We start from the raw sequence: 23,349 nt of genomic DNA on the forward strand, positions 1-23,349 counted from the left end.
ATCCCGACCAAGGGAGGGTTTCCATGCCATTGACCATGAACCGAGAGGTTTTCATCACCTGCGCCGTGACCGGATCGGGCGGCACACAGGACATGTCGCCCCATGTGCCTCGCTCGCCCGAGGCCATCGCCGCCTCTGCCATCGACGCGGCCAAGGCGGGTGCTGCGGTGGTGCATTGCCATGTGCGCGACCCTGAAACCGGCGCGCCCGCGCGTGATCCCGCGCTTTACCGCGAGGTGACCGAGCGGATCCGCGATGCGCAGGTCGATGTGGTGCTGAACCTGACGGCGGGCATGGGCGGCGACCTGATGTTCGACGGGACCGAGGCCATGAACCGCATGTCACAGCGCTCTGACATGGCGGGGGCCACGGAACGGGTGCAGCACGTCGTGGAATGCCGCCCTGAAATCTGCACGCTGGATTGCGGCACGATGAATTTCGCCGAGGCCGACTATGTCATGGTCAACACGCCCGGCATGCTGCGCGACATGGCGCGGCGCATGACCGACGCAGGTGTGCGGATCGAGATCGAAGCCTTTGACACCGGCCATCTGTGGTTCGCCAAGAAGCTGGTCGAGGAGGGCGTGATCCCCGCTCCGGTTCTGGTGCAGCTGTGCATGGGCGTGCCATGGGGCGCGCCGGATGATCTGAACACCTTCATGGCGATGGTGAATAATGTGCCGAAGGATTGGCACTGGTCAGCCTTTTCCATCGGGCGCAACGAGATGCCTTATGTGGCGGCCTCGGTGCTTGCAGGGGGCAATGTGCGCGTGGGGCTGGAAGACAATCTCTATCTCGAAAAGGGCGTGCTGGCGACCAATGCGCAACTGGTAGAACGCGCCGTCAGCATCATCGAGAATATGGGCGCTCGGGTGATCGGACCCGATGCCGTGCGGCAACGCCTGCAACTGGACAAGAGGGCGCCGCTATGAAGGCCGCGATCATCGGGGGCGGCGTCATCGGCGGCGGCTGGGCCGCGCGCTTCCTGCTCAATGGCTGGGATGTGGCGGTGTTCGACCCCGACCCCGAGGCGCCGCGCAAGATCGAGGCGGTCATGGCCAATGCCCGCGCCTCCCTCCCGGCGCTGTCGGATGTGCCGATGCCTGCACCGGGGCGCCTGACATATCCCGCGACGATCGCCGAGGCGGTGACGGGGGCGGATTACATTCAGGAATCCGTGTCCGAGCAATTGGCCCTGAAACATCGGGTCTATGCCGAGATTCAATCGCATGCGCCAGACGCGCCGCTGGGATCGTCGACATCGGGGTTCAAGCCTTCGCAATTGCAGGAAGGCGCAATCAACCCAGCGACGATTTTTGTCGCCCATCCGTTCAACCCGGTCTACCTGCTGCCTTTGGCCGAGGTGGTGCCCAGCGCCGCCTCGGACCCTGCACTGATCGAACGGGGCAAGGATACGCTGCGCGCCATCGGCATGTTCCCCCTGCATATCCGCAAGGAGATCGACGCCCATATTGCCGACCGTTTCCTTGAGGCGGTGTGGCGCGAGGCGCTGTGGCTGGTCAAGGACGGGATCGCCACCACCGAGGAAATCGACGAGGCGATCCGCATGGGCTTTGGCCTGCGCTGGGGTCAGATGGGCCTGTTCGAGACCTATCGCATCGCGGGTGGCGAGGCGGGGATGAAGCACTTCATGGCGCAGTTCGGCCCCTGTCTGGCCTGGCCCTGGACCAAGCTGACGGATGTGCCCGAGTTCAACGACGAATTGGTCGATCTGATCGCCGGGCAATCGGATGCGCAATCGGGGCACCATTCGATCCGCGACTTGGAGCGTATCCGGGATTCCAACCTCGTGGGCTTTCTGCGGACGTTGAAGGAACGCGACTGGGGCGCGGGGCGGGTGCTGAACGCCCATGATGCCGCGCGGCGCGAGGCTGCTGTTGCCGCCACTCCGACAGGTGCGCCGCTGGTGCTGGCGCAGTTGCAGGTTCTGCCGGGGTGGATCGACTATAACGGCCACATGACCGAAAGCCGTTATCTGTTCGCGGGGTCCGAGACGTCGGACGCCTTCCTGCGCCTGATCGGGGCGGGGATGGAGTATGTGGCCGGTGGGCACAGCTATTACACCGCCGAGACGCATATCCTGCATCTGGGAGAGGCCAAGCTGGGCGACCGTCTGACCGGATCGTTGCAGGTCCTGGCGGCGGATCAGAAGCGGCTGCACGTGTTCATCCGTATCGAAAAGGACGGGGTTGCGGTGGCGACGCTGGAGCAGATGCTGCTGCATGTGGACATGACGGCTGGGCGTGCCTGTCCTGCTGCACCCGGCGTGCTGGACAGCCTGTTCCGCATCCGCGATGCCCATGCCGCGCTGCCTCGCCCGGACAGCGTGGGCCGCCATGTCGGGCAAGGGAAAGGCTGATGCATTTCGCCCTGACCGATGAGCAGCGCATGATCGTGGATACCACCCGCGCCTTCGTGGAGGCCGAGCTTTATCCGCACGAGGCGCTGGTGGAGCGCACAGGCCATCTGCCGATGGAGCTGATCCGCGAGGTGCAGGCCAAGGCGATGGCGGCGGGCCTTTATGCCGCCAACATGCCCGAGGACGTGGGCGGCGCCGGCCTCGATCCGCTGTCATGGCTGCTTTATGAGCGGGAATTGGGCCGCGCCAACTATGCGCTGCACTGGACCTGCGTGGCGCGACCCTCGAACATCCTGCTGGCGGGCACGGAGGCGCAGCGGCAAAAATATCTGATGCCCTGTATCCGGGGCGAGACATGGGATTGTCTGGCCATGACCGAGCCGGGGGCCGGATCGGACCTGCGCGGGATGCAGGCCACGGCGCGGCAGGACGGCGGAGATTGGGTGCTGAACGGCACAAAGCATTTCATCAGCCATGCCGATATCGCGGGCTTCACCATCGCCTTCATGGCGACCGGTGAAGAAGACACGCCGCGCGGCCGGAAGAAGAAGATTACCGCCTTCTTCGTGGACAAGGGCACCAGAGGCTTCACCGTCCGCGACGGCTATCGCAACGTGAGCCATCGGGGCTACAGCAATGCCGTGCTGGACTTCGACGATTGCCGCGTGCCCGCTGAAAACGTTCTGGGCGAGGTCCACAAGGGGTTCGAGGTCGCCAATGACTGGCTGGGCGCCACCCGCCTGCAAGTCGCCGCCACCTGTCTGGGCCGCGCCGATCGCGCGCTGGGGCATGCGATCCGCTACGCCGCCGACCGCCGCCAGTTCGGGCAGGCCATCGGCAAGTTTCAGGGCGTCAGCTTCAAACTGGCCGATATGGCGATGGAGTTGAAGGCAGCGGAACTCCTGACATGGGAGGCGGGCTGGAAATTCGACCAAGGCAGCGTCACCGATGCAGACATGGCCATGGCCAAGCTCAAGGCGACCGAGGTGCTGGCCATGGTCGCGGATGAGGCCATCCAGATCCATGGCGGCATGGGGCTGATGGATGAATTGCCGCTGGAACGCATCTGGCGCGACGCGCGGGTCGAGCGGATCTGGGAAGGCACATCCGAGATCCAGCGCCACATCATCAGCCGCGAACTGCTGCGCCCCCACGAATGAAGCAGGGGGGCTGTCTGCCCCCCACGTTCAGCTTTGCTGAACGCCCCCCCCGAGGATATTTCAGGACGGAAAATGTGCAAATCCCGGTGTGATCTTCAGCAAGTGTTTACCAAGCACTGCCATATTGGGCCCACGGTACAGGCGGGGACGCCGATGACCGTGACGGGAAATGGCACCTCGTTGGCCGATGGTCAGCGGGGTGTTTCCATTTTTCGTCCTCAAATCTCCCGGGTGGGGTCCGGGGAGGGCAGCGCCCTCCCCGGCCTGTCGGACTGCGCCGGGTTCTGGACATGACGGCCCTCGCTCGCCTGTTGCGCCCCCGTTCCATCGCCGTGCTGGGCGCGGGATGGGCGGCCAATGTGATCGAGCAATGCCGCAGGATGGGGTTTGACGGACCGGTCTGGCCCGTGCATCCCACGCGGGACAGCATCGCGGGCGTGCCATGCCATCGCAGCCTTGCCGAGCTTCCCGCAGCCCCGGATGCCACCTTCATTGGTGTGAACCGCCATGCCACATTGGATGTAGTGGCGGAACTGGCCGCGATGGGCGCAGGAGGCGCCATCTGTTTCGCCGCAGGCTGGCGCGAAGCGGGTGAGGCGGATCTGCAGGATCAGCTTGTTTCCATTTCAGGAACAATGCCGATTCTAGGGCCGAATTGTTATGGCCTCATCAATTATCTTGACGGCGCCTTGCTCTGGCCCGACCAGCATGGCGGGCGACGGGTAGACCGTGGTGTCGCGCTGTTGAGCCAATCCTCGAATATCGTGATCAACCTGACCATGCAGGCGCGGGGCCTGCCCGTGGCCTATGTCGCCTGTCTGGGCAATGCCGCCAAGGTGGGCTTGGCTGAACTGGCGGGCGCGCTGCTGGACGATCCGCGCGTCACGGCGCTGGGTCTTTACATCGAAGGCTTGGGCGATGCGGCGGCAGTCGCCGCGTTGGCGCAGGCCGCGCGGGCGGCCGGCAAAGGGATCGTTGCGATCAAGTCGGGCAAGACCGCCGCGGCGCGCGAGGCGGCGGCTTCACATACCGCGTCACTGGCCGGGGGCGGTGCTGCGTCATCCGCCTATCTGCACCAGATCGGCGTGGCCGAGGTGAACACGCCCGCCGAACTGATCGAGACCCTGAAGATCCTGCATGTCCGTGGGCCCGGACTGGGGCGGCGGCTGTGTTCGCTGTCCTGTTCGGGCGGCGAGGCGGGATTGGTGGCCGATATGGCTGCCCCCTACGGGTTGGACTTCCCAACCCCATCCACGGCGCAGCGGGAGCGGTTGTCGGGTATCCTCGGCCCCCTCGTCACCATCGCCAACCCTTTGGACTACCACACCTTCATCTGGGGCGACGGGCCACGCACAACGGATGTCTTCACCACCATGCTGGAGGGATACGATGCGGGCATCTTCATCATCGACCCGCCGCGCCCGGATCGGTGCGATCCGTCGAGTTTCGAGCCTGCGCTGGAGGCGATCGTCGCAGCGGGGCGCGCCACGGGCAAGCCGGCCTTCCCGGTTGCCTCCCTGCCCGAGAATTTTGACGAGGCGCGGGCGATTGCCTTGATGGATCAGGGCATTGCGCCCTTGATGGGGTTGGAGACGGCGCTGGCCGCGATCCGGGCGGCGCAGGGAACGGGTGGCCGCGCGGGGTGGCGACCGTGGCCGGTGGCGCCGCGTGACGCGCCGTTGACCCTGATGCCGGAGCCGGAGGCCAAGACGCTATTGGCGGCGCAGGGTATTCCTGTGCCCCGCGGGGTGAGCGCGCCGGATCTGTCTGCGGTGCTGCCACTGGCGCAAAACCTGTCCCCGCCACTGGTGCTGAAAGGGATCGGCTTTGCCCACAAGACCGAGGCGGGGGCAGTGCGGCTGCACCTGTCCACGCTGGAAGGTCAGGCTGATATGCCCGGTTCCGCAGGCTATCTGGCCGAGGAGATGGTGACTGGCGCGCTGGCCGAATTGCTGATCGGGGCGCGGCGCGATCCGGTCTATGGCGCGACGCTGACGATCGGGTTTGGCGGCGTAACGGCGGAACTGCTGGACGATACCGCCACGCTGGTCCTGCCGGTCACGGGGGATGAGATCCGCGTGGCCTTGCGGTCCTTGCGCCTGTGGCCGCTGCTGGATGGCTATCGCGGGCGGGCACGGGCGAATGTGGCGGCCGTGGTCGAGGTCGCCTTGGCCTTGCAGGCGATGCTGGCGGCTGACAGGCTGCTGGCAGAGATAGAGATCAACCCCCTGATGGTGACGACCGACGGGGCCATCGCGGTGGATGCCGTGATCTGGAGGGAAGAAACATGATGCAGATGCGCGAGAGCGGCCCGATCAAGACACGGCGCGAGGGCGCGATCCTTGAAGTGACGCTGGACCGACCCAAGGCCAATGCGATCGATCTGGCCACCAGCCGGATCATGGGCGAGGTGTTCCGCGATTTCCGCGATGAGGATGGGTTGCGCGTGGCGATCCTGCGGGCGGAGGGCGAGAAATTCTTTTGCCCCGGCTGGGATCTGAAGGCGGCGGCGGATGGCGATGCGGTGGACGGGGATTACGGCGTGGGTGGCTTTGGCGGCTTGCAGGAGTTGCCGCATCTGAACAAGCCGGTCATTGCCGCCGTCAATGGCATCTGCTGCGGCGGCGGGCTGGAACTGGCCTTGAGTTGCGATCTGATCCTTGCCTCAAGCAACGCGACCTTTGCCTTGCCGGAAATCCGGTCGGGCACGGTGGCGGATGCAGCCTCGATCAAGCTGCCGAAGCGGATTCCTTATCATGTGGCAATGGACCTGCTGCTGACGGGGCGGTGGTTCGACGCCGATGAAGCCCTGCGTTGGGGGCTGCTGCGCGAGATCACGACGCCTGCCGACCTGTTGCCGAAGGCATGGGATCTGGCGCGACTGCTGGAGGCCGGACCGCCGCTGGTCTATGCCGCAATCAAGGAGATCGTGCGCGAGGCGGAAGCGATGCGATTTCAGGATGCGCTGAACCGCATCACCAAGCGGCAGTTCGCGACCGTGGACCGGCTCTATTCCAGCGAGGATCAACTGGAAGGCGCGCGCGCCTTTGCCGAAAAGCGCGACCCCGTCTGGAGGGGGCGCTGAGAGGGTGCGCGCCGCCTCGGGCCGGGGCTGTAGGCGCGCTGCCTTGGCATGATCCGCGCCGATTGCGCCCTGCCCTTCTACAGCAGCGCCTTCTGCATCATCATGTGGACGCCCTTTTCACGGTTCACTGTCTGCGTGATCCGCAGGTCTCCGGCCAATGAGCACAGCATATAGGCTTGCTCGCGTGTGATGCCCGCGCGGGATGCCACAAGGGCGATCATCCGGCGCAGGGCGATTTCCACGCAAACGTCCAGATCGGGATGCATGCCCATGGTGATGAAATGGGTGGGAGTCTCGGCCTCGGGATAAGTCAGGTCCATGTCGCGGCGCAGGGTGAGGCGGAAACGGCCTTGCAGCGCGGTTTCAATGGCGGTCACGCAGACTTCTCCATCGCCCTGCGCGCCGTGCCCGTCGCCGCAGGAGAAGAGCGCCCCCTCGGCCAGCACGGGCAGATAGAGCGTGGTGCCCGCCACCAGCTCCTTGTTGTCGAGATTGCCACCATGGGCGCGCGGTTCGATCGTCGAAATGCGGCCCCATGCGGGCGGTGGAGCCACGCCCATCACGCCGAAGAACGGCGCAAGCGGCAGTTTCAGCCCCCAGGGCATCGTCGCCTCGCCCCGTTTGGCATCCAGCGGGATCGTTGTGTGGTGCATCTGCGGAAAGTCCAGCGGCAGTGTCCCCGCCAAGGGCCGGATGAAATTGTAACCCCAGTCCTGCCGCAGCTGCACATCCAGAATATCCACCTGCAACACATCGCCGGGTTTCGCGCCCGCGACCGCCACGGGGCCGGTCAGAATATGGCCCGGCATTGCGGGTGCGCCTGCGGCGTGGATCTCGTGCAGTTCGGGGGGCACATGGAAACCCTCTCCCGGCAAGACCTGCGGCCCGCCCGAAACCGTGTTGATGGTCACCTCATCCCCGCTGGCCACCGTCGCGACAGGTGACAGGCTCGCATCGAAGTAACCCCAATGGCAGGTTTTCGGTCCGGCTTCGACAATCATGGAGGCACCTTTGCATCTGTGGCCGGAGGCGCGGCAACGCCGACGGGACGGAGTGGATCTGATCCTGCGGCGATGCTACCCGGCTGCGCGCGAAGGTGCAAACGGCGTGGCGCGTGATGGTCACTCCAATGGCGGATAGGCGGGGGGAAAGATCTCATCCACCGGGGGGTGGCCCCATGTCCGGTCGGGGTATTTGTCCCGCAGCCCGTCGAATTGCGCCTGCGCGCGGGTGCGGGCGGCCGCCATGTCGATGCCTGCCACCTGCCCTTCGCGCATGGACAGCCGCCCATCGACAAAGACGGCCCGCGTGACGCGGCCCGTCGCGCCAAGGATCAGAGTGCGGACCGGATCGACGCGGGGGGCCATCAGGGTGTCCTGCATGTCGAAGATCGCGATATCGGCCTTGGCTCCCGGTTCCAGCCGTCCGAGGTCGGGCCGTCCCAGTGCGGCGGCCCCGCCAAGGGTCGCCGCGTCAAGCATGTGTTCGGGTGCCGCGTCATGGATGCTGTCGCCCGCCATGCGCGCCATCATCACGCCAACGGCCATGTTCAGCACCATGTCGGGCGGGGCGGTGTCCGTGCCCATGCCGATGTTGATCCCCATCCGGCGCAGCTTGCCGAAGGAGCGCAGCATCGCGCCCGAGCGGGCAAAGACCAGTGGACAATGCGCGACCGTCACGCCGTGATCGGCATAGAGGCGCAGGTCGTCATCGGTGGCATAGGTCGCATGTGGCGCGATCAGGCGGGGTGACAGCGCGCCGAACCCGGCCATCCATTGCGGCGCGGTGGTGCCATGCAGGCTGTGCACCGTATCACGCTCCATCTGCCCCTGGGCCATGTGCAGGCGCACCGGCACGTCCAGATCCGCAGCCGCCGCCATGGTGCGGCTGAGCAGGTCCTGCGTGCAGGTTTCCACGCGGTCGGGGGCCAACATCCCCTGCACCAGCCCGCCGAAGCGGCCTGACTGCGCGGTGATGAAATGTATCGCGTCATTCAGGCCAGCCAGCCCGCGCGCTTCGTCGAAGCGGGGCTCCAGAATACCCGGCGCGGTGCAGACCATTCCGCCAGAGCGATAAGCCGGGCCCAACCAGACGCGCAGGCCCAATGCCCCCGCCGCCTCGGCTGCGGCTTCGAATTCCGCGACATTCTCGCCCCATTCCCGGTAGAACAGCGAGGCGATGGGCAGGGCCGAGGTGATGCCGTTGCAGAGCAACTGCGCAAAGCTGAAGCGTTTCTGAAAGGCCAGTTCCTCGGGCGTATACATCTCATAGGGGCCACGGCGGAGATAGGATTCGGGCCAGACGCGGCCCTTGGCCCATGCAGGGCCGCAGTCGACACCCAGTGTGGTGGTGTCCAGATCGGACAGGGCGTCAAGGTCGATCAAGCCGGGGGATATCAGCACCTCGCCCAGATCGACGCGCCGGGCCACCTCGCCCTCGAAGCGGGGGCCGACATGGAGGATGCGGTCCTCCTCGATCACGATCTCGCCGTTTTCCAGCAGCCGGTGGCCGCCGTCACGATGCGCGACGATCCAGCGCGCGGCCAACGCGGTGCGCCCCTTGAGGCGCGCGCCCAATGTCAGATCAGAGAGCATCACGGTGCCTCCATCACGGGTTTGCCGCCGCGCCCGGTCACGCGCCCGCCCTTGACGGTCAACTGGACAGGTCCGCCCATCGCCACCGCCTCGGCCAAAGTGCGGCCGGGCAGCAGGGCCAGATCGGCGGGGTTACCCACGGCCAGTCGGTGATCCATGACACCCATCACGGCGGCGCCACCCGTGGTAACCAGATCCAGCGCCAGCGCCAGATCGGCATCGGCGCGCAGGTTGTTCTTCTGTGCCACGATCCGCGCCCGATCCAGCATGTCGGGGCGGTTCCACGGGTTCCATGTGTCCAGAACGCCGTCGCAGCCCGCCCCCATGCGCAGCCCCGCGCCACGCACCCGTTTGAGGTTGGGCACCTCGCGCGAGGGCGCACCCGTGGTCAGGATCGCGACATCCTGTTCGGCCAGTTCGGCCAGCAGCACCTCGACCCGGTTCCAGTCGGGCATGCCAAGGCAGAAGGCGTGGCTGACCGCGACCTTGCCCTTCATCCCCAGCGCGGCCGTGCGTTCAAGGATCAGTTCCAGCGAAAAGGCCCCCATGTCACCGGGTTCGTGCAGGTGGATGTCGATCCCGCGCCCGTGTTTGTCGGCCAGGGCGAAGATTGCATCCAGATGGCCTTTCGGGTCGCGGTCGATCCCGCAGGGGTCAAGGCCGCCCACCAGATCGGCCCCCATGGCCATGGCCTCGTCCAGCAGTTCCAGCGTGCCGGGGCGGATCATCAGGCCGGATTGGGGGAAGGCCACGATCTCGATCTCGACCACGCCGCGCAGGGTGTCGCGGGTGTTCAGGACACCCTCCAGCACGGAGAGGCCATTATCCGTGTCCACGTCCACATGGCTGCGGATATGGGTGGTGCCGTTGCCCACCAGTGCCAGCGCATGCCGCATGGATTGCCGCGCGGGATCGAGGCCCAGTTCGCGCCGCGCGCGGCGTTCGTTGTTGATCATGGAACGGAGGTCGGTGCCGACGGCGTTCTCATACCAGCCCATGCCCATCACCGTCTTGTCCAGATGGGTATGCGCCTCGACCAGACCGGGGGTGGCGATGGCCCCGCCTGCATCCTCGGTCGCGATGCCGGGCGCTGTGATCCCGGACGCGATTTCGGCAATCCGGCCGCCCCGGATCAGCAGGTCAGTGGCGGGCGCGCCCATGGGGCGCAGGTTGCGGATCAGCAGGTCAGTCATGCGGCCTCCGGGGCGAAGCCCCCTGTCTTGACGCGCGGCCAGGCATAGCCGCCCAGTTTCGATGTGCGATAGCCCATGCCGACCAGCGCCTCGGCCTGCCGGACGGCGGCTGTGACGCCGTCGATCACCAGAACGCCGGTGTCACGCGAAAGCTTGTCGCAAAGCTCGGCCATGCCGGCGCAGCCAAGGATCACCGCCTCGGCCCCGTCATGCGCCTGCGCGGCGCGGATCTCGGCAGCAATCAATGCCTCGGCGCAGATGGGATCTTCCTCCAGTGCCAGAACGGGCAGGTCGATGGCGCGCACGCGGCGGCAACGCCGCCCGGCACCATAGGCATCGGCCAGATCCTCGATGATCGGGACAGAGCGCGGCAGGGTCGTGACCACCGAAAAGCGCGCGGACAGCGTCATGGCGACGCTGATCGCCGCCTGACAGAGGCCCAGCACCGGACCTGCTGCCACTTCGCGCGCCGCATCAAGGCCAGGATCGTCGAAACAGGCAATGACGTGCGCGGCGGCCCCGCGCGCTTCGGCGGCGCGAATGGCGGCCAGCATGGCAGGCACGGCCAGCGCCTCATCGGCATAGCCTTCGATCGAGGCAGGTGTGGCCCGGGCCGTCACAAGGTCGATCTTGGTACCGGGCGAGGCCACCCGCCGCGCCGCGCGTCCGATCTGGTCGGTCATCGCGGCGGTGGAGTTCGGATTGATGACATGGATCAGCATCATCGTGCCTTTGCTGTCTTTGGGGTCAGTTGCGCCGCTTCCCAGGTCGCCGCTTCCGCAGGTTTCAACAACTCGAACTGTCGATCCGCGACGATGTAATTGTCCGCATGCAGCCGCGCGATGGGTTGATAGACATCCGGGTTCACATAGCGGCCCTGCGCGTCCATGCAGTCGTCGCGCACGGTCATTTCCACCACTTCGCCCAGAATGATGGCGCGGGACGGAAAGTCGATGATCCGTTCGACCCGACATTCCATCGCGCAAGGGGTGCGCGTGATGTAATGGGCGTCAATCTGGCGGCAGGGCGCGGTGTCCAGTCCGGCAAAGGCAGGCTCATCCACATCGGGGGCGAAATTGACCCCGCAGAGGATCATCGCCTCGGCCAGTTCCATATCCACCATGTTGACGCAGAATTGCCCGGTGCGGCGAATATTGACCAGCGTGTCCTTCTCTTGCCCGTCGCCGCGCGTCTGCACGCCAAGGATCACGATGGGTGGGTCTTGCGAAAAGACGTTGAAGAAGCTCATCGGGGCGGCGTTGCTGTGCCCGCCTTCGGACCGCGTGGTGACCAGCGCGATGGGGCGCGGGCCGACGAAATTCGTCAGCAGGCGGTAGCGGTCCTGCGGGGGCAGTTGAGTGAAATCGAACTCCATCATCCGGCCTTTCTGAGTGGCATGGGGTCGGTGCGCCCCTCCTGCACGGCATGGCACCGCACCTGGCTGTCGCCATGGGCGCGAAAAACAGGAGCCTCGGTCCGGCAGCGCTCATTGGCAAGGGGGCAGCGCGGGTGGAAATGGCATCCCGAAGGTGGCGTGATGGGGTTGGGCACCTCGCCCGCCGGGCGGTCCATGTCGCGATGCGCCATGGTGATGTCCGGCACCGTGTCCAGCAAGAGCCGCGTATAGGGATGCTGGGGTGCCGCGAAGATGCGGTCCGCCGGGGCCAGTTCCACCAGACGGCCCAGATACATGACCCCGATCTGGTCCGAGATGAAATTAACCACCGCCAGATCATGGCTGATGAACAGATAGGTCAGGCCCAGCTCGCGCTGCAATTCCCGCATCAGGTTCAGAATCTGCGCCTGCACCGACACATCAAGGGCCGAGGTCGGCTCGTCACAGACCAGAAACTCGGGCTTGGTGGAAATCGCCCGCGCGATGGAAATGCGCTGCCGCTGGCCGCCCGAGAATTCGTGCGGGAACTTCTCGCCGTCTGCGGCGGACAGGCCCACGAATTCCAGCAGGCGGTCCACCTCCTTGCGGCGCGCCACCGGGTCGGGATGGGTTGCGAAGCTTTTCATCGGCTCGCCGATGATGCGCGCCACGCGCCAGCGCGGGTTGAGGCTGGCATAGGGGTCCTGAAATATCATCTGCATCCGGCGGCGCACCGCAGGGGGCTGACCTGCGCGCGAGCCCGCCAATTCGTGCCCGTCAAAGCGGATGCTGCCTGCCGATGGCTGCGTCAGCCCCATCAGCAATTTGGCCACGGTGGATTTGCCGCAACCGGATTCCCCCACAAGGCTGAGCGTGGTGCCGCGCGGAATGGTGAAATCGACACCATCGACCGCATGCACATATTTGCGCCCGCCGCCCTGCGTAAGCCGGGTCAGAAAGGGTTGGGACAGATCGAAAGTCTTTTTCAGACCGGTGACGGTCAGGATCGGATCGGTCATGCGGGAACCTCCTCGGACAGATGGCAGGCGACGGACCTTGTGGCATGGCCTGTCAGGTCGGGGCGAGTTTGCCCGCAAATCTCGATGCGCACCGGGCAGCGCGGGGCAAAGGCGCAACCGGCAGGGCGCGCATGGGGGCGCGGCATCGCGCCTTCGATCTGCGGCAGCACATCGGGGCGCGCGCCGATCCGCGGGATCGAGGCCATGAGACCGCGCGTATAGGGGTGGCGCGGCGCGGTCAGCACCTCGGCCACCGGGCCCACCTCGACGATGCGGCCCGCATACATCACGGCGACACGATCTGCGGTTTCGGCAATCACGCCCATGTCATGGGTGACGAGGATGACCGCCACGCCGGTTTCGCGTGCCAGTTTGCGCAGAAGCGCGATGATCTGCGCCTGCACACTAACATCCAGCGCGGTCGTGGGTTCATCCGCAATCACCAGACGCGGCTCGGCGCACAAGGCCAGCGCGATGACCACACGCTGCCGCATCCCGCCGGAATATTGATGCGGATAAGTGTCGATCCGCGCCTCGGGGGCGGGGATGCCGACGCGGCGCAGCCAGTCGATGGCGCGGGCGCGGGCCTCGTCCTTGGGCAGTTTCAGATGGGTCTGGATCGTCTCGATCAGCTGCTCGCCCACGGTCAGCACGGGGTTGAGGCTGGTCAGCGGGTCCTGAAAGATCGCCCCGATCCGCCGCCCGCGGATGCGGCGCATCTCATCGGGGCGCAGGGTGTCGATGCGCTGGCCTTCCAGCCGGATCTCGCCCGCGGCGATGCGGCCGGGGGGTTCGATCAGTCCGATGATGGCGGCCCCGGTCATGGATTTGCCGGCACCGGATTCGCCCACCATCCCCAGGATCTCGCCGGGTGAGACGCTCAGGCTTACATCCTCGATCGCGTTGACGGTGCCGCTGCGACCGGGAAAGGCCACGGTCAGGTTTTCGACGGTCAGAAGGGTCATGGCGCTTACCTCAGTTTGGGGTTCAGGGCGTCGCGCAGCCAGTCACCCAGAAGGTTGACCGCCAGCACAAGGGCCACCAGCACGACGGAGGGGAAGATGACGACCCACCAGATGCCCGAGAACAGGTATTCGTTGCCGATGCGGATCAGCGTGCCAAGGCTGGGCTGGGTCGCGGGCATGCCCACGCCAAGGAAGGACAGCGTCGCCTCGGTCAGCACGGCCATGCCAAGGTTGATCGTGGCGATGACAAGCACCGGGCCAAGCACGTTGGGCAGGATGTGGTGCAGCATGATGCCCATGCCCGACACGCCGTTGATGCGCGCGGCCTGCACATATTCCTTCTGCCGCTCGACCATGGTCGAGCCGCGCACGGTGCGGGCATATTGCACCCAGTTGGTCAGGCCGATGGCCAGGATCAAGACCCAGATCGCCGCATCCGCGTGGCGTTCAGGCGGCAGCACGCCGCGTGCGATGCCGTTGACGAGCAGCGCCACAAGAATGGCCGGGAAACTCAGCAGGATGTCGGCCACCCGCATGATGGCCCCGTCGACCATGCCGCCCACGAACCCGCCCAGAAGACCCAGCGAGATGCCCACGACCGCCGCCAGCGCCACGCTGGCAAAGCCCACGATCAGCGACAGGCGCAGACCATAGAGGATCGAGGAGTACAGATCGCGCGCCTGTTCATCCGTGCCCAGAAAATAGCGCGGATCGCCGCCTTCGATCCAAGCGGGAGGCAATTCGCTGTCCAGCAGGAAGAGTTGCGAAATGTCATAGGGGTTCTGCGTTGCCAGCAGCGGCGCGAACAATGCGGCGGCGAAGAGGATCAGGATCAGCACGCTTGAGATGCGCGCGGTCCAGGAGCGGCGGAAGTTCCACGCCACATCGCTGTTCCACAGACGGGTCAGCGCCGAGGGGGTGGTCTTGATCTGAGTGGTGTCGGTCATGGCGTCCTCCGGCAGGTCAATGGGCCGCCCGCGCGCCCTCGACCCGCAGACGCGGGTCCAGCACGGCATAGAGCAGATCGACAGTTGTGTTGATGATCACGAAGATCAGGCTGACCAGCACCAGATAGGCGGCCATCACGGGCACATCGCCAAAGCTGACGGCCTGAATGAACAGCGCCCCCATGCCCGGCCACTGGAAGACGGTTTCGGTGATGATGGCAAAGGCGATCAGCCCACCCAGTTGCAGCCCGAAGATGGTGATCACGGGAATCAGCGTGTTCTTCAACGCGTGGTGGAAATGGATGGAGCGGTTGGTCAGGCCCCGCGCCTTGGCGAACTTGATGTAGTCGGTGCGCAGCACCTCCATCATCTCGGCACGGACCAGCCGCATGATCAAGGTCAACTGGAAGAGGCAGAGCATCACGGAGGGCAGGATCAGCGCCTTGAGGCCCGAGAGCGTCAGGAACCCAGTGGACCACCAGCCGACATCGACCACCGTGCCCCGCCCGAAGGAGGGCAGCCAGCCCAGCCAAACCGAGAAGACAAGTATCAGCAGGATACCCGTCACGAACGTCGGCAGCGAGATCCCGACCAGTGACATGAGTTGCAGCGCCTGCGTTGAAAAGCTGTGCGGCCTGAGCGCGGTCAGGATACCCAAGGGGATGCCCAGCACCAGCGACAGCCCGGCTGCCACAAGCACCAGTTCCGCCGTGGCCGGGAACCGTTCCGCCAGCAGGGTCGAAACCGGCCGCGCGTTGCGCCATGACAGGCCGAAATCCCCGGTGGCGGCACGGGCGACGAAGCGGCCGTACTGGACGTAAAGCGGCTGATCCAGACCAAGACGTTCGCGCACGGCGTCACGTTCCTCGGTCGTGGCCGTCTCGGCCACCATGGAATTGACCGGATCACCCATGAAACGGAACATCATGAAAGCGATCAGCGCGACGGCCAGCATCACGAAAACCGACTGGATGATCCGGCGGATCAGGAAACCAAGCATTGCGGAACCTCCCTTGAATCATGGCAGGCAGGGGGGATCACCCCCTGCCCGTCCGGATCATTTGGTGACGCGCGCATACCACAGGCGCACAAGGTCATCGGCGGCCTGCGGCACCTCGACGGTGTCGCGTGCGGCCCATGACAGCGGCTGCTGGTGCAGCGGCAGCCATGCGATGTCGTCCTTGGCCAGCATCAGCGCCTCGATCATCATGGCGTTGCGCTTTTCGGGATCGACCTCGGTCGCCACGGCCTTTGTCAGCTCGTCCACGCGCGGGTTGGAATAGCCCGCAGGGGTGAAGGTGCCGTATTCGCCGCCCGGCGTCGCCAGCATCGCCGACAGGACCGAGAAACCATCCAGCATCGGCAGGGTGGCCCAGCCCAGCATGAAGACATCCACCTGACGGTTATCGACCTTCTGGAAATGCATCTGGCGCGGTTCGGTCACGAGACGTGGCTCAAGCCCGGCCTGCGCCAGCATGGCGGCCATCGCCTGACAGATGCCCTCGTCATTCACATAGCGGTCATTGGGGCAGTTAAGGTTGAAGGCGAAGCCGTTCGGATAGCCCGCCTCGGCCAGCAAGGCCTTGGCGCGCTCGGGATCATAGGGCAGGCGCGCGTCCATGGCCTCGGTATAGCCGTTCACCTCGGGCGCGATCAGCGAGCCGGTGACACGCGACTTGCCGCGCATGATGCGGTCGCGGATCAGGTCCATGTTGATCGCATGATAGAGCGCCTGCCGCACGCGGATGTCTTTCAGCGGATTGCCGTCCACATTGCCGTCCACAAGGCTGTCACCCATGTTGATGCCCATCATGATGCTGCGCAGGCCGGGGTTTTGCAGCATCCGCACACCATCCGCCGCTTCGATCCGGTTGGCATCCTGAAGAGGGGCGGGTTCGATCAGGTCGATCTCGCCCGACAGCAGCGCCGCCACGCGGGTGGCGTCCGATCCGATGGGCGTGTGTTCGATCCGGGTCAGGTTGTGGACCGGCGTGTCCCACCATGCGTCATTGGCCACCAGCACGTTCAGCGCATCGGGGCGGCGGCTTTCCAGCTTGAACGGGCCGGTGCCGTTGGCGTTGTTGGTGGTATATCCTTCTTCGCCCTGACTGGCGTCGATGGGGGCCACGGCGTTGTTCGCTTCAAGCCAGCCCTTGTCCAGAATGAAGATGTTGGTCAGGTAGTTGTTCAGCAGCGGGGTCGGCCCTTCAAGGATCAGATCGACGGTCAGATCGTCCACGATCTCGACCGCTTTCAGACCGGGCAGGTTGCCTCGCAGGGGCGATTTCGGATCGACCGCGCGCATCAGCGACACCTGCACGTCATCCGCGCCGAACGCCTCGCCGCCGTGGAAGGTCACGCCTTCGCGCAGGGTGAAACGCACGCGGGTCGGCTCGATCACCTCCCATGAGGTGGCAAGCGCGGGTTCGATCTTCAGATCGGCATCGTAGCGGACCAGCGGTTCATAAAGGTGATGGGTGAAGATGTTGGTGAAGCTGTCGGTGACAGCATGGGGGTCAAGCCCATAGACGTCGCGCGCCGTGGCAAAGCGCAGGGTTTCGGCACTGGCCCCGGTAGCGAACAGGGTCGCGGCGGCGGCGGTCATCATGAGGTGGCGAAGCATCGCAAGTCTCCCGTTGGTTTATGGCGCTGGCCGCATTGCACAGACTGCATGGCCGCGATGCGTATATTGCAAACATACGGACTTCAAATTGTCTACAATTTTTTATTCTTGTGCTGACACTATTGTTGACTTAAATTTAGGCAGACCTGATTTTGCCTTTCAGGACGGGAGGATACCGCGCATGAATCTGGCCGAGACGACGACAGACGCCCCGCATGTCGAGATCTACAACCGCATCTGGCTGTCGATTGCCGAGCGCAAGCTGAAGCCCGGCACCCGACTCAAGGAAGAGCAACTGGCCGAGATCTTCTCGGTGAGTCGCGCCCGCGTGCGCCAAGCCTTGACCGCGCTGGAACATGACGGGCTGGTCACGCTGGTGCCCAATCGCGGTGCCTTCGTCTCGCAGCCTTCGATCGAGGAGGCGCGGGACATCTTCTTTGCGCGCCGCACCATCGAGACGCAGCTGGTGGCCCGGCTGTGCGAAGTGGTGACACCCGAGGCGATTGCCCGGCTGGAAGCCCATGTCGCGCAGGAACGCGAGGCGCGGGCGGCGGGCGACACCAAGGCGACCGTGCGGCTGTCTGGCGCGTTTCACCTGCTGATCGGGGAACTGGCCGGATCGCCCTATCTGTGGGATGTGCTGCGGGATCTGCTGTCGCGCACCTCGCTGATCATCGTGATGTATCAGACCCGCAGCCAGACTGATTGCGGCCCTGACGAACATGCCGAGATCGTGGAAGCTGTGGCAGGCGGCGACACCGCGCGCGCGCGGCATCTGATGAACCACCATATCGACCATCTGGAAGGGCAGCTTGATCTGGAACAGGACACGCAGGAGCCCAGCGACCTGCGGGATCTGCTGGCATGAGCGCGCCGCACGACCTGCTGCTGCATTGCGCCACGATCGTCACGGTGGACCCGGATCGCCGGGTGATCGAGGGCGGATGGATCGCGCTGGACGGCGACCGGATCGCCGCCATCGGCACGGGCACACCGCCCCCCGCGCACCGGGTGATCGACAGGCCCGGCCTGATCGCCCTGCCCGGCTTGATCGACGCCCATTCCCATGCCGGCCACGGCCTTGTCCGGGCAGCCGGTGACGGCGACGGTGATCTGTGGTTTCAGGTCTGCGCTGATATCTATGCCCGCGCGGCGACCCCCGCCTTCTGGCTGGCCGAGCAGCGGTTGGCGCAACTGGAACGGCTGATGGGCGGGGTGACAACGGCTGTGTCGCTTCTGGGCGGCGGGGCGGATGTCTATCGCACTGATGCGCCCGAAGCGGGGGATGCGCATTGCGCGGCCACGCAGGAGTCCGGGCTGCGGACGATCATGGCGGTGGGGCCGGGGCGGATGCCCTTTCCGCGCATGTTCGGCCCGGACCAACGGCCCGTGAGCTTTGCCCAGCAGATGGAGGTCTGCGCCGATCTGATCGCGCGGCACGATGATGTGCTGACCCGGCGCACCGGCGTGGCGCTGATCCTGCCGGTCTACACGCAGGATCACATGCAAGCGCATGGTGACGAGATCCGGGCCATGTCCACCGCCATGCGCGCGTTGCAGGACCGCACCGGCGTGCTGTTCACGCAGGACGGGCATCGGGAGGGGTCCATCGCCTTGGCGCATGATCTGGGTCTGCTGTCGCCACGCGCCGCCCTTGGACATAGCGTGGACCTGACGCAAGCGGATGTTGACGCGCTGCGCGAAACTGGCGCCTCCATCATCCACAATCCCAGCGCCATCATGTCGATCATCGGCCGCTGCCCGGTGCCGGAGCTGCTGGAGGCCGGCGTGACCGTCTGCCTCGGCTCGGACGCGGGCGCGCCGGACCGGGGGTTCGACATGTTCCGCCATATGGCGCAGGCGATGCACTACCACCGCCGCCACTTCCGCGACCCGGCCGTCCTGCCCGAGGGCAAGACGTTGGAACTATGCACCATCAACGCGGCTAGGGCGCTGGGGCTGGAGGATGAGATCGGATCGCTGGAAATCGGCAAGAAGGCGGACATCATCCTGCTGGACGGGCGCAAGCCGCATCTGTGGCCGCCGGTCATGGCGCTGAACCGGATCACCCATTTCGCCAGCGCCGCCGATGTGGATACGGTCGTGGTCGATGGGAAGGTTCTGATGGAGCAGCGGACAATCCCGCATCTGGATATGGACGCCATTCTGACAGCCGCCGCCGACGAGGCGGAACGCGTCTTTGCCGCCACAGGGCATGCGGGATCGCGGGGGGAAGGACCCGAGATCTGGCGCGGGGCACGTCGTGCCGCGCAACCCTATCGCCCCGCAGGCTCTGCCGAGGCGCAGTCGGGTCGAAATGGGGCGGATATCGAAAAAGCTTGAAAAGCGTATCGCTGCATAGCATTGAGTCGCGCATGGTTCGATGTGCCGTCACTTTGTCCCGTCTTGCAGGTATCGCAACGCTGGCCGCGGCGCTGATCATGATCGGTTTTGGCCATCGCGCCCCGGCGCAGTCCGATGTGGCGGTGCAGGCCTATGTTCTGGCCGGTGGCAGTCTGGCCGAGCTTTGCGCCGATCCGCTGGATGACAGCCTGCCGGCCCATATGGACTGTCCTGCCTGTCACCTCGTGGCGACCTGCGCGGGGGGAACCCAACCGGATCTGCTGCGTGACGCTGATCTGCGGATGCTGTCGCGTGTTGTGGCCCCGCAGGAAAACCGTGCAGCGCGCATGGTTCTTGATCCCGCATTGGGACTGCGCGCGCCCCCTCTGGCCTGATCTCGTTTCTCTGAAAACCTGATCCCTTCCGGGCCATGTGCGCCCATGCCTGAGGACTATCCCATGACACGTTTTGCGTTTGCAGCCGCAGCTGCTTTTGCGGCGACGCCCGCACTGGCCGATATGGCCGTCTCGATCCCCTTTGCCGCCGAAATCGCGGGCCAGCCTTTTGCCTGCACCCAAACCTATGCCGGTCTTGGTCGCACCCGAGCAGAGGTTCAGGCTGTTGACTTTCGCCTGTTCGTCGCAAACCCCGCGCTGATGGCAGTCTGCAATCCATGACGCTGGACCAGGATGGCGCTTGGCGGTTGGGTGATCTGGCCTTGCTGGATTTCGAGGATGCCAGCGGGGCCTGCGCCAATGGCAAGGCCGGGATGAACACCACCCTGCGCGGCACGGTGCCCGAAGGTGAGTATACGGGCCTCAGCTTCACCATCGGCGTGCCATTCGATCAGAACCATATCGACCCGACGCAGGCCCCGGCACCTTTGAACACCACAGCGATGTTCTGGAACTGGCAGGGCGGCTACAAGTTCCTGCGGATCGACATGGTGCCCACGGACCGCAAGAACGACGGGCCACGCGGCTGGTTCCTGCATCTGGGCTCGACCATGTGCGACGCGGCCTCCAAGACCGAGGCACCCACGGCCTGCAAGAACGGCAACCGGATGGAGATCCGTCTGGACGGGTTCGACATCGCGCAGGGCACGGTGGTGATCGACCCTGCCCCCGTGGTGGCCGGGGCGGATCTGAGGGCGAATGCCCCTGACACCTCTCCCGGTTGCATGTCCTTTCCGGGGGATGCCGATTGCATGACCGTGATGGCCGCCCTTGGCTTGGGCTACATGGATGTGCCGGCGGCCACCCAATCGCTTGTCGCCCAGCGATAAGACGATGGTCCGCGTGATCCTCAAGGCGGTTGCAATGGGTCTGGTCGGGGCGGCAGCCCTGGCCGATCCTGTCGCCGTCGCGCCATTTGCATGGCCGATGCCTGCATGGATGGTGCCCCCTCATGTGCCTGACGACAACCCGATGTCGGCGGCCAAGGTGGATCTGGGACGGCACCTGTTTCATGATGCCCGCCTGTCGCGCGACAGCACTGTGGCCTGCGCGTCGTGCCATGTGCAGGCGCTGGGTTTCGCCGATGGTCGCCCTCGGGGTCTCGGAATCAATGATACCCCCAGCACGCTGAACGTGCCGGGGCTGGCCAATGTCGGCTATCTGCCGGCGCTGACATGGGCCAACCCGCATATGGACAGTCTGGAGTTTCAGGCGCTTGTCCCACTTTTTGGCGAGACCCCCGAAGAAATGGGGGGCGCGGGACAAGAGGTGGCGATCTTTGCCCGGCTGGCTGCCGATCCCTGGTATCGGACAGCCTTTGCCGCCGCTTTTCCCGACCGTCCCGCGCCTGACCTTTTCACGATCACGCGGGCGCTGGCCGCCTATCAGCGCAGTTTGATCGCGGTCAATGCGCCCTATGACCGCTACAAATACCGGGGCGAGGTCGACGCCCTGTCTGCGGCAGCGAAACGCGGCGAACAGTTGTTTTTCGACCATCGGTTCGAATGTTATCACTGTCATTCGGGCATCCACTTTACCAATAACCTGCGCACCGCGCGTCAGCCGCAGGGCGAGGTCGGATTCCACAATACCGGCCTTTACGAATCCTATCCGGCCACGGCCCCCGGCCTGATCGAACTGACCGGTCGGCCAGAGGATGCGGGACGGTTCCGCACGCCCAGCCTGCGGAATGTTGCGGTGACCGCACCCTATATGCATGACGGGTCGATCCCCGATCTGCGCGGCGTGATTGCCCATTACGCGGGCGGAGGTCGCGCGCCCGGCCATCCGCAGAAGGACGGGATGATCGTCGGCTTCACACCGACCGAGGCCGAGATCGACGACCTGATCGCCTTTCTGGAAAGCCTGACCGATCGGGACTTCCTGACCGATCCGCGCCATGCCGACCCCTGGCCACCCGGTCATCCGGCCGTCGCGACACGCAGGATGCCGGCGCCATGATATACCTGTCACGACAAAGGGCCGTGTCACATGGTAAAGCCCGCGACCACCACCAGCAATATAGGACACACGCATGAAAACCCTCTTCGCCATCGCCGTTGCAGCGATGCTTTGGACAACCACCATGGCCGGGGCGCATGGTATTTCGGTCGGGGATCTGGAGCTGATCCATCCCAATATCCCCGAGCCTTCGCAAATGGCCAAATCGGCGGCGGGCTATCTTGTGATCTCCAACGAAGGATCGCGGGATGATCGTCTGATCGGGATCGAGACGCCCATCGCAGCGGTCGCGGAACTGCATATGACCGAACATGGCAGCGACGGTGTGGCCCGCATGATCCGGCAGGACGGGATCGACATTCCGGCAGGCGAAATCGTCGCGCTGGAGCCCGGCGGATATCACATCATGCTGATGGGGCTGACCACGACCCTGACTGAGGGCGAGGTGCATCCCGTCACGTTCATTTTCGAACATGCGGGCCGGATCGAAACCGAATTCGTGATCGATCCGCCGGGCGGAGGCGATCACAGCCATCACGACCATTCCGGCGTAATGCCCGATGCAGGCAGCACCACCGATACCGCCCGGATCACGGCGCGGCTGGGGCCCTGGATCGCCCGTGCCGATGTGCAGACACTTGGACGCAATGCGAACGCGCGTTTCGATGGTTTTGACGGAACACGCTTCATCATAAGCACGGGCACGCAGGAGCATGGGCAAAGCCGCGCCCATGGCACGTCCCATGGCGGATAAAGATCAACGCCCCGGCGAGCGGCAGCTGCCCTTCGATCCCGGAAGCCGAATACAGGCGGGTGTGACCTTCATCGGGCATCTGGCGACGCCATGGCGCAAGGGCGACTGCCCCAAGAACCTGACCGAGGCGCGCAACCGTGGCGGCTTGTTTCAGGCGGTCGTGGCACCGGACTATCGTGCCGGGCTTGAGGGACTTGTCGCAGGTGACGGGATCATCCTGCTATACTGGATGGCCGGGGCGCGACGTGACCTGATCGTGCAGGCCACGGCCCATCGCCCTGCCCCGCGCGGCGTGTTTGGCCTGCGCTCGCCCGCCCGACCCAATCCGGTGGCGCTGGCCTGCGTGCGGCTGCTGGAGATCGACCACGCGGCGGGCATTCTGACGGTGGATGCGCTGGATGCCTTTGACGGAACCCCGCTGATCGACATCAAACCCTGGCTGCCCGGTGTGGACAATCTGACCCGGTGACAGCCGCGGTCATCATTCCTCTGCG

The 23,349-nt window shown here is 65.3% G+C and carries 23 protein-coding genes; 13 read left to right on the top strand and 10 right to left on the bottom strand.

The annotated features are described in order from the left end of the window. Window positions 1-23: 23 nt before the first annotated feature. The 5 genes from PVW27_RS10355 (at window position 24) to PVW27_RS10375 (ending at window position 6,625) form a co-directional block, all read left to right on the top strand. Complete coding sequence (locus PVW27_RS10355) at window positions 24-932, top strand: 3-keto-5-aminohexanoate cleavage protein (protein WP_274557454.1); 909 nt, start codon at window positions 24-26, stop codon at window positions 930-932. Further along, window positions 929-2,380 carry a carnitine 3-dehydrogenase gene (locus PVW27_RS10360; protein WP_274557456.1) on the top strand — a complete coding sequence of 484 codons (1,452 nt, stop codon included), beginning with the start codon at window positions 929-931 and terminating at the stop codon, window positions 2,378-2,380. Before PVW27_RS10355 ends, PVW27_RS10360 begins: the two co-directional genes overlap by 4 nt. Continuing rightward, complete coding sequence (locus PVW27_RS10365) at window positions 2,380-3,540, top strand: acyl-CoA dehydrogenase family protein (protein WP_274557458.1); 1,161 nt, start codon at window positions 2,380-2,382, stop codon at window positions 3,538-3,540. Before PVW27_RS10360 ends, PVW27_RS10365 begins: the two co-directional genes overlap by 1 nt. 290 nt (window positions 3,541-3,830) lie before the next feature. Then, complete coding sequence (locus tag PVW27_RS10370; protein ID WP_274557459.1) at window positions 3,831-5,831, top strand: acetate--CoA ligase family protein; 2,001 nt, start codon at window positions 3,831-3,833, stop codon at window positions 5,829-5,831. Next, window positions 5,828-6,625, top strand: a complete 798-nt coding sequence (locus PVW27_RS10375) for a carnitinyl-CoA dehydratase (protein WP_274557460.1) — start codon at window positions 5,828-5,830, stop codon at window positions 6,623-6,625. Before PVW27_RS10370 ends, PVW27_RS10375 begins: the two co-directional genes overlap by 4 nt. Window positions 6,626-6,702: 77 nt before the next feature. Here the strand turns inward: PVW27_RS10375 and PVW27_RS10380 are convergent, their stop codons facing one another. The 10 genes from PVW27_RS10380 to PVW27_RS10425 form a co-directional block, all read right to left on the bottom strand. Then, window positions 6,703-7,626, bottom strand: coding sequence for an acetamidase/formamidase family protein (locus tag PVW27_RS10380; protein WP_274557462.1), 924 nt, complete (start codon window positions 7,624-7,626; stop codon window positions 6,703-6,705). Between the two features lie 120 nt (window positions 7,627-7,746). Then, the gene (locus tag PVW27_RS10385) at window positions 7,747-9,219 is read right to left on the bottom strand and encodes a chlorohydrolase family protein (RefSeq protein ID WP_274557463.1); all 1,473 of its coding nucleotides are present in this window, start codon (window positions 9,217-9,219) and stop codon (window positions 7,747-7,749) included. Beyond that, window positions 9,219-10,412, bottom strand: a complete 1,194-nt coding sequence (locus tag PVW27_RS10390; RefSeq protein ID WP_274557464.1) for an amidohydrolase family protein — start codon at window positions 10,410-10,412, stop codon at window positions 9,219-9,221. Before PVW27_RS10390 ends, PVW27_RS10385 begins: the two co-directional genes overlap by 1 nt. Continuing rightward, window positions 10,409-11,134: an aspartate/glutamate racemase family protein gene (locus tag PVW27_RS10395; protein WP_274557466.1), complete on the bottom strand. Its 726-nt coding sequence runs from the start codon at window positions 11,132-11,134 to the stop codon at window positions 10,409-10,411. Before PVW27_RS10395 ends, PVW27_RS10390 begins: the two co-directional genes overlap by 4 nt. Further along, entirely contained in the window at window positions 11,134-11,787 is a 654-nt protein-coding gene (locus PVW27_RS10400) for a flavin reductase family protein (RefSeq protein WP_274557468.1), read from the bottom strand. Before PVW27_RS10400 ends, PVW27_RS10395 begins: the two co-directional genes overlap by 1 nt. Next, window positions 11,787-12,806, bottom strand: coding sequence for an ABC transporter ATP-binding protein (locus PVW27_RS10405; protein WP_274557470.1), 1,020 nt, complete (start codon window positions 12,804-12,806; stop codon window positions 11,787-11,789). The genes PVW27_RS10400 and PVW27_RS10405 overlap by 1 nt, the downstream gene beginning before the upstream one ends. Continuing rightward, the gene (locus tag PVW27_RS10410; RefSeq protein ID WP_274557471.1) at window positions 12,803-13,771 is read right to left on the bottom strand and encodes an ABC transporter ATP-binding protein; all 969 of its coding nucleotides are present in this window, start codon (window positions 13,769-13,771) and stop codon (window positions 12,803-12,805) included. Before PVW27_RS10410 ends, PVW27_RS10405 begins: the two co-directional genes overlap by 4 nt. 5 nt (window positions 13,772-13,776) lie before the next feature. Beyond that, a complete protein-coding gene (locus PVW27_RS10415; RefSeq protein ID WP_274557472.1) occupies window positions 13,777-14,718 on the bottom strand; it encodes an ABC transporter permease in 942 nt (313 codons plus the stop codon). A 16-nt stretch (window positions 14,719-14,734) separates the two neighbouring features. Then, window positions 14,735-15,718 (bottom strand): ABC transporter permease, encoded by a 984-nt coding sequence (locus PVW27_RS10420; RefSeq protein WP_274557474.1) that lies wholly within the window; start codon window positions 15,716-15,718, stop codon window positions 14,735-14,737. Between the two features lie 57 nt (window positions 15,719-15,775). After that, window positions 15,776-17,341, bottom strand: a complete 1,566-nt coding sequence (locus PVW27_RS10425) for an ABC transporter substrate-binding protein (protein WP_274557476.1) — start codon at window positions 17,339-17,341, stop codon at window positions 15,776-15,778. Between the two features lie 181 nt (window positions 17,342-17,522). Between PVW27_RS10425 and PVW27_RS10430 the strand changes: the two genes are divergently transcribed. The 8 genes from PVW27_RS10430 to PVW27_RS10465 all read left to right on the top strand — a co-directional run bounded on the left by PVW27_RS10430 (window position 17,523) and on the right by PVW27_RS10465 (window position 23,324). Beyond that, entirely contained in the window at window positions 17,523-18,209 is a 687-nt protein-coding gene (locus PVW27_RS10430; protein ID WP_274557478.1) for a GntR family transcriptional regulator, read from the top strand. Further along, window positions 18,206-19,684, top strand: coding sequence for an amidohydrolase family protein (locus tag PVW27_RS10435; protein WP_274557480.1), 1,479 nt, complete (start codon window positions 18,206-18,208; stop codon window positions 19,682-19,684). The genes PVW27_RS10430 and PVW27_RS10435 overlap by 4 nt, the downstream gene beginning before the upstream one ends. 32 nt (window positions 19,685-19,716) lie before the next feature. Then, window positions 19,717-20,079, top strand: a complete 363-nt coding sequence (locus tag PVW27_RS10440; protein ID WP_274557482.1) for a hypothetical protein — start codon at window positions 19,717-19,719, stop codon at window positions 20,077-20,079. Window positions 20,080-20,142: 63 nt separating this feature from the next. Further along, complete coding sequence (locus tag PVW27_RS10445) at window positions 20,143-20,361, top strand: hypothetical protein (protein ID WP_274557484.1); 219 nt, start codon at window positions 20,143-20,145, stop codon at window positions 20,359-20,361. Continuing rightward, window positions 20,358-20,969 carry an MbnP family copper-binding protein gene (locus PVW27_RS10450; protein ID WP_274557485.1) on the top strand — a complete coding sequence of 204 codons (612 nt, stop codon included), beginning with the start codon at window positions 20,358-20,360 and terminating at the stop codon, window positions 20,967-20,969. The genes PVW27_RS10445 and PVW27_RS10450 overlap by 4 nt, the downstream gene beginning before the upstream one ends. A gap of 4 nt (window positions 20,970-20,973) precedes the next feature. Continuing rightward, entirely contained in the window at window positions 20,974-22,101 is a 1,128-nt protein-coding gene (locus PVW27_RS10455; RefSeq protein ID WP_274557487.1) for a methanobactin export MATE transporter MbnM, read from the top strand. 73 nt (window positions 22,102-22,174) lie between these two features. Continuing rightward, on the top strand, window positions 22,175-22,855 hold the full coding sequence (locus PVW27_RS10460; RefSeq protein WP_274557489.1) for a copper chaperone PCu(A)C: 681 nt from the start codon (window positions 22,175-22,177) through the stop codon (window positions 22,853-22,855). Continuing rightward, window positions 22,845-23,324: a TrmO family methyltransferase domain-containing protein gene (locus tag PVW27_RS10465; RefSeq protein ID WP_274557490.1), complete on the top strand. Its 480-nt coding sequence runs from the start codon at window positions 22,845-22,847 to the stop codon at window positions 23,322-23,324. Before PVW27_RS10460 ends, PVW27_RS10465 begins: the two co-directional genes overlap by 11 nt. Window positions 23,325-23,349 lie beyond the last annotated feature (25 nt).

The sequence above is a fragment of the Seohaeicola sp. 4SK31 genome (assembly GCF_028802875.1).
In the GTDB taxonomy this organism is placed as follows: Bacteria; Pseudomonadota; Alphaproteobacteria; order Rhodobacterales; family Rhodobacteraceae; genus Seohaeicola.

Bases quoted from the DNA above. Each gene is read 5' to 3' on its own strand.
- PVW27_RS10400 (WP_274557468.1), bottom strand. From the start codon at position 11,787: ATGGAGTTCGATTTCACTCAACTGCCCCCGCAGGACCGCTACCGCCTG.
- PVW27_RS10445 (WP_274557484.1), top strand. From the start codon at position 20,143: ATGACACGTTTTGCGTTTGCAGCCGCAGCTGCTTTTGCGGCGACGCCC.
- PVW27_RS10355 (WP_274557454.1), top strand. From the start codon at position 24: ATGCCATTGACCATGAACCGAGAGGTTTTCATCACCTGCGCCGTGACC.
- PVW27_RS10465 (WP_274557490.1), top strand. From the start codon at position 22,845: ATGGCGGATAAAGATCAACGCCCCGGCGAGCGGCAGCTGCCCTTCGAT.
- PVW27_RS10370 (WP_274557459.1), top strand. From the start codon at position 3,831: ATGACGGCCCTCGCTCGCCTGTTGCGCCCCCGTTCCATCGCCGTGCTG.
- PVW27_RS10360 (WP_274557456.1), top strand. From the start codon at position 929: ATGAAGGCCGCGATCATCGGGGGCGGCGTCATCGGCGGCGGCTGGGCC.
- PVW27_RS10435 (WP_274557480.1), top strand. From the start codon at position 18,206: ATGAGCGCGCCGCACGACCTGCTGCTGCATTGCGCCACGATCGTCACG.
- PVW27_RS10425 (WP_274557476.1), bottom strand. From the start codon at position 17,341: ATGCTTCGCCACCTCATGATGACCGCCGCCGCCGCGACCCTGTTCGCT.
- PVW27_RS10455 (WP_274557487.1), top strand. From the start codon at position 20,974: ATGGTCCGCGTGATCCTCAAGGCGGTTGCAATGGGTCTGGTCGGGGCG.
- PVW27_RS10365 (WP_274557458.1), top strand. From the start codon at position 2,380: ATGCATTTCGCCCTGACCGATGAGCAGCGCATGATCGTGGATACCACC.
- PVW27_RS10390 (WP_274557464.1), bottom strand. From the start codon at position 10,412: ATGACTGACCTGCTGATCCGCAACCTGCGCCCCATGGGCGCGCCCGCC.
- PVW27_RS10380 (WP_274557462.1), bottom strand. From the start codon at position 7,626: ATGATTGTCGAAGCCGGACCGAAAACCTGCCATTGGGGTTACTTCGAT.
- PVW27_RS10415 (WP_274557472.1), bottom strand. From the start codon at position 14,718: ATGACCGACACCACTCAGATCAAGACCACCCCCTCGGCGCTGACCCGT.
- PVW27_RS10450 (WP_274557485.1), top strand. From the start codon at position 20,358: ATGACGCTGGACCAGGATGGCGCTTGGCGGTTGGGTGATCTGGCCTTG.
- PVW27_RS10420 (WP_274557474.1), bottom strand. From the start codon at position 15,718: ATGCTTGGTTTCCTGATCCGCCGGATCATCCAGTCGGTTTTCGTGATG.
- PVW27_RS10460 (WP_274557489.1), top strand. From the start codon at position 22,175: ATGAAAACCCTCTTCGCCATCGCCGTTGCAGCGATGCTTTGGACAACC.
- PVW27_RS10430 (WP_274557478.1), top strand. From the start codon at position 17,523: ATGAATCTGGCCGAGACGACGACAGACGCCCCGCATGTCGAGATCTAC.
- PVW27_RS10405 (WP_274557470.1), bottom strand. From the start codon at position 12,806: ATGACCGATCCGATCCTGACCGTCACCGGTCTGAAAAAGACTTTCGAT.
- PVW27_RS10410 (WP_274557471.1), bottom strand. From the start codon at position 13,771: ATGACCCTTCTGACCGTCGAAAACCTGACCGTGGCCTTTCCCGGTCGC.
- PVW27_RS10385 (WP_274557463.1), bottom strand. From the start codon at position 9,219: ATGCTCTCTGATCTGACATTGGGCGCGCGCCTCAAGGGGCGCACCGCG.
- PVW27_RS10395 (WP_274557466.1), bottom strand. From the start codon at position 11,134: ATGCTGATCCATGTCATCAATCCGAACTCCACCGCCGCGATGACCGAC.
- PVW27_RS10375 (WP_274557460.1), top strand. From the start codon at position 5,828: ATGATGCAGATGCGCGAGAGCGGCCCGATCAAGACACGGCGCGAGGGC.
- PVW27_RS10440 (WP_274557482.1), top strand. From the start codon at position 19,717: ATGGTTCGATGTGCCGTCACTTTGTCCCGTCTTGCAGGTATCGCAACG.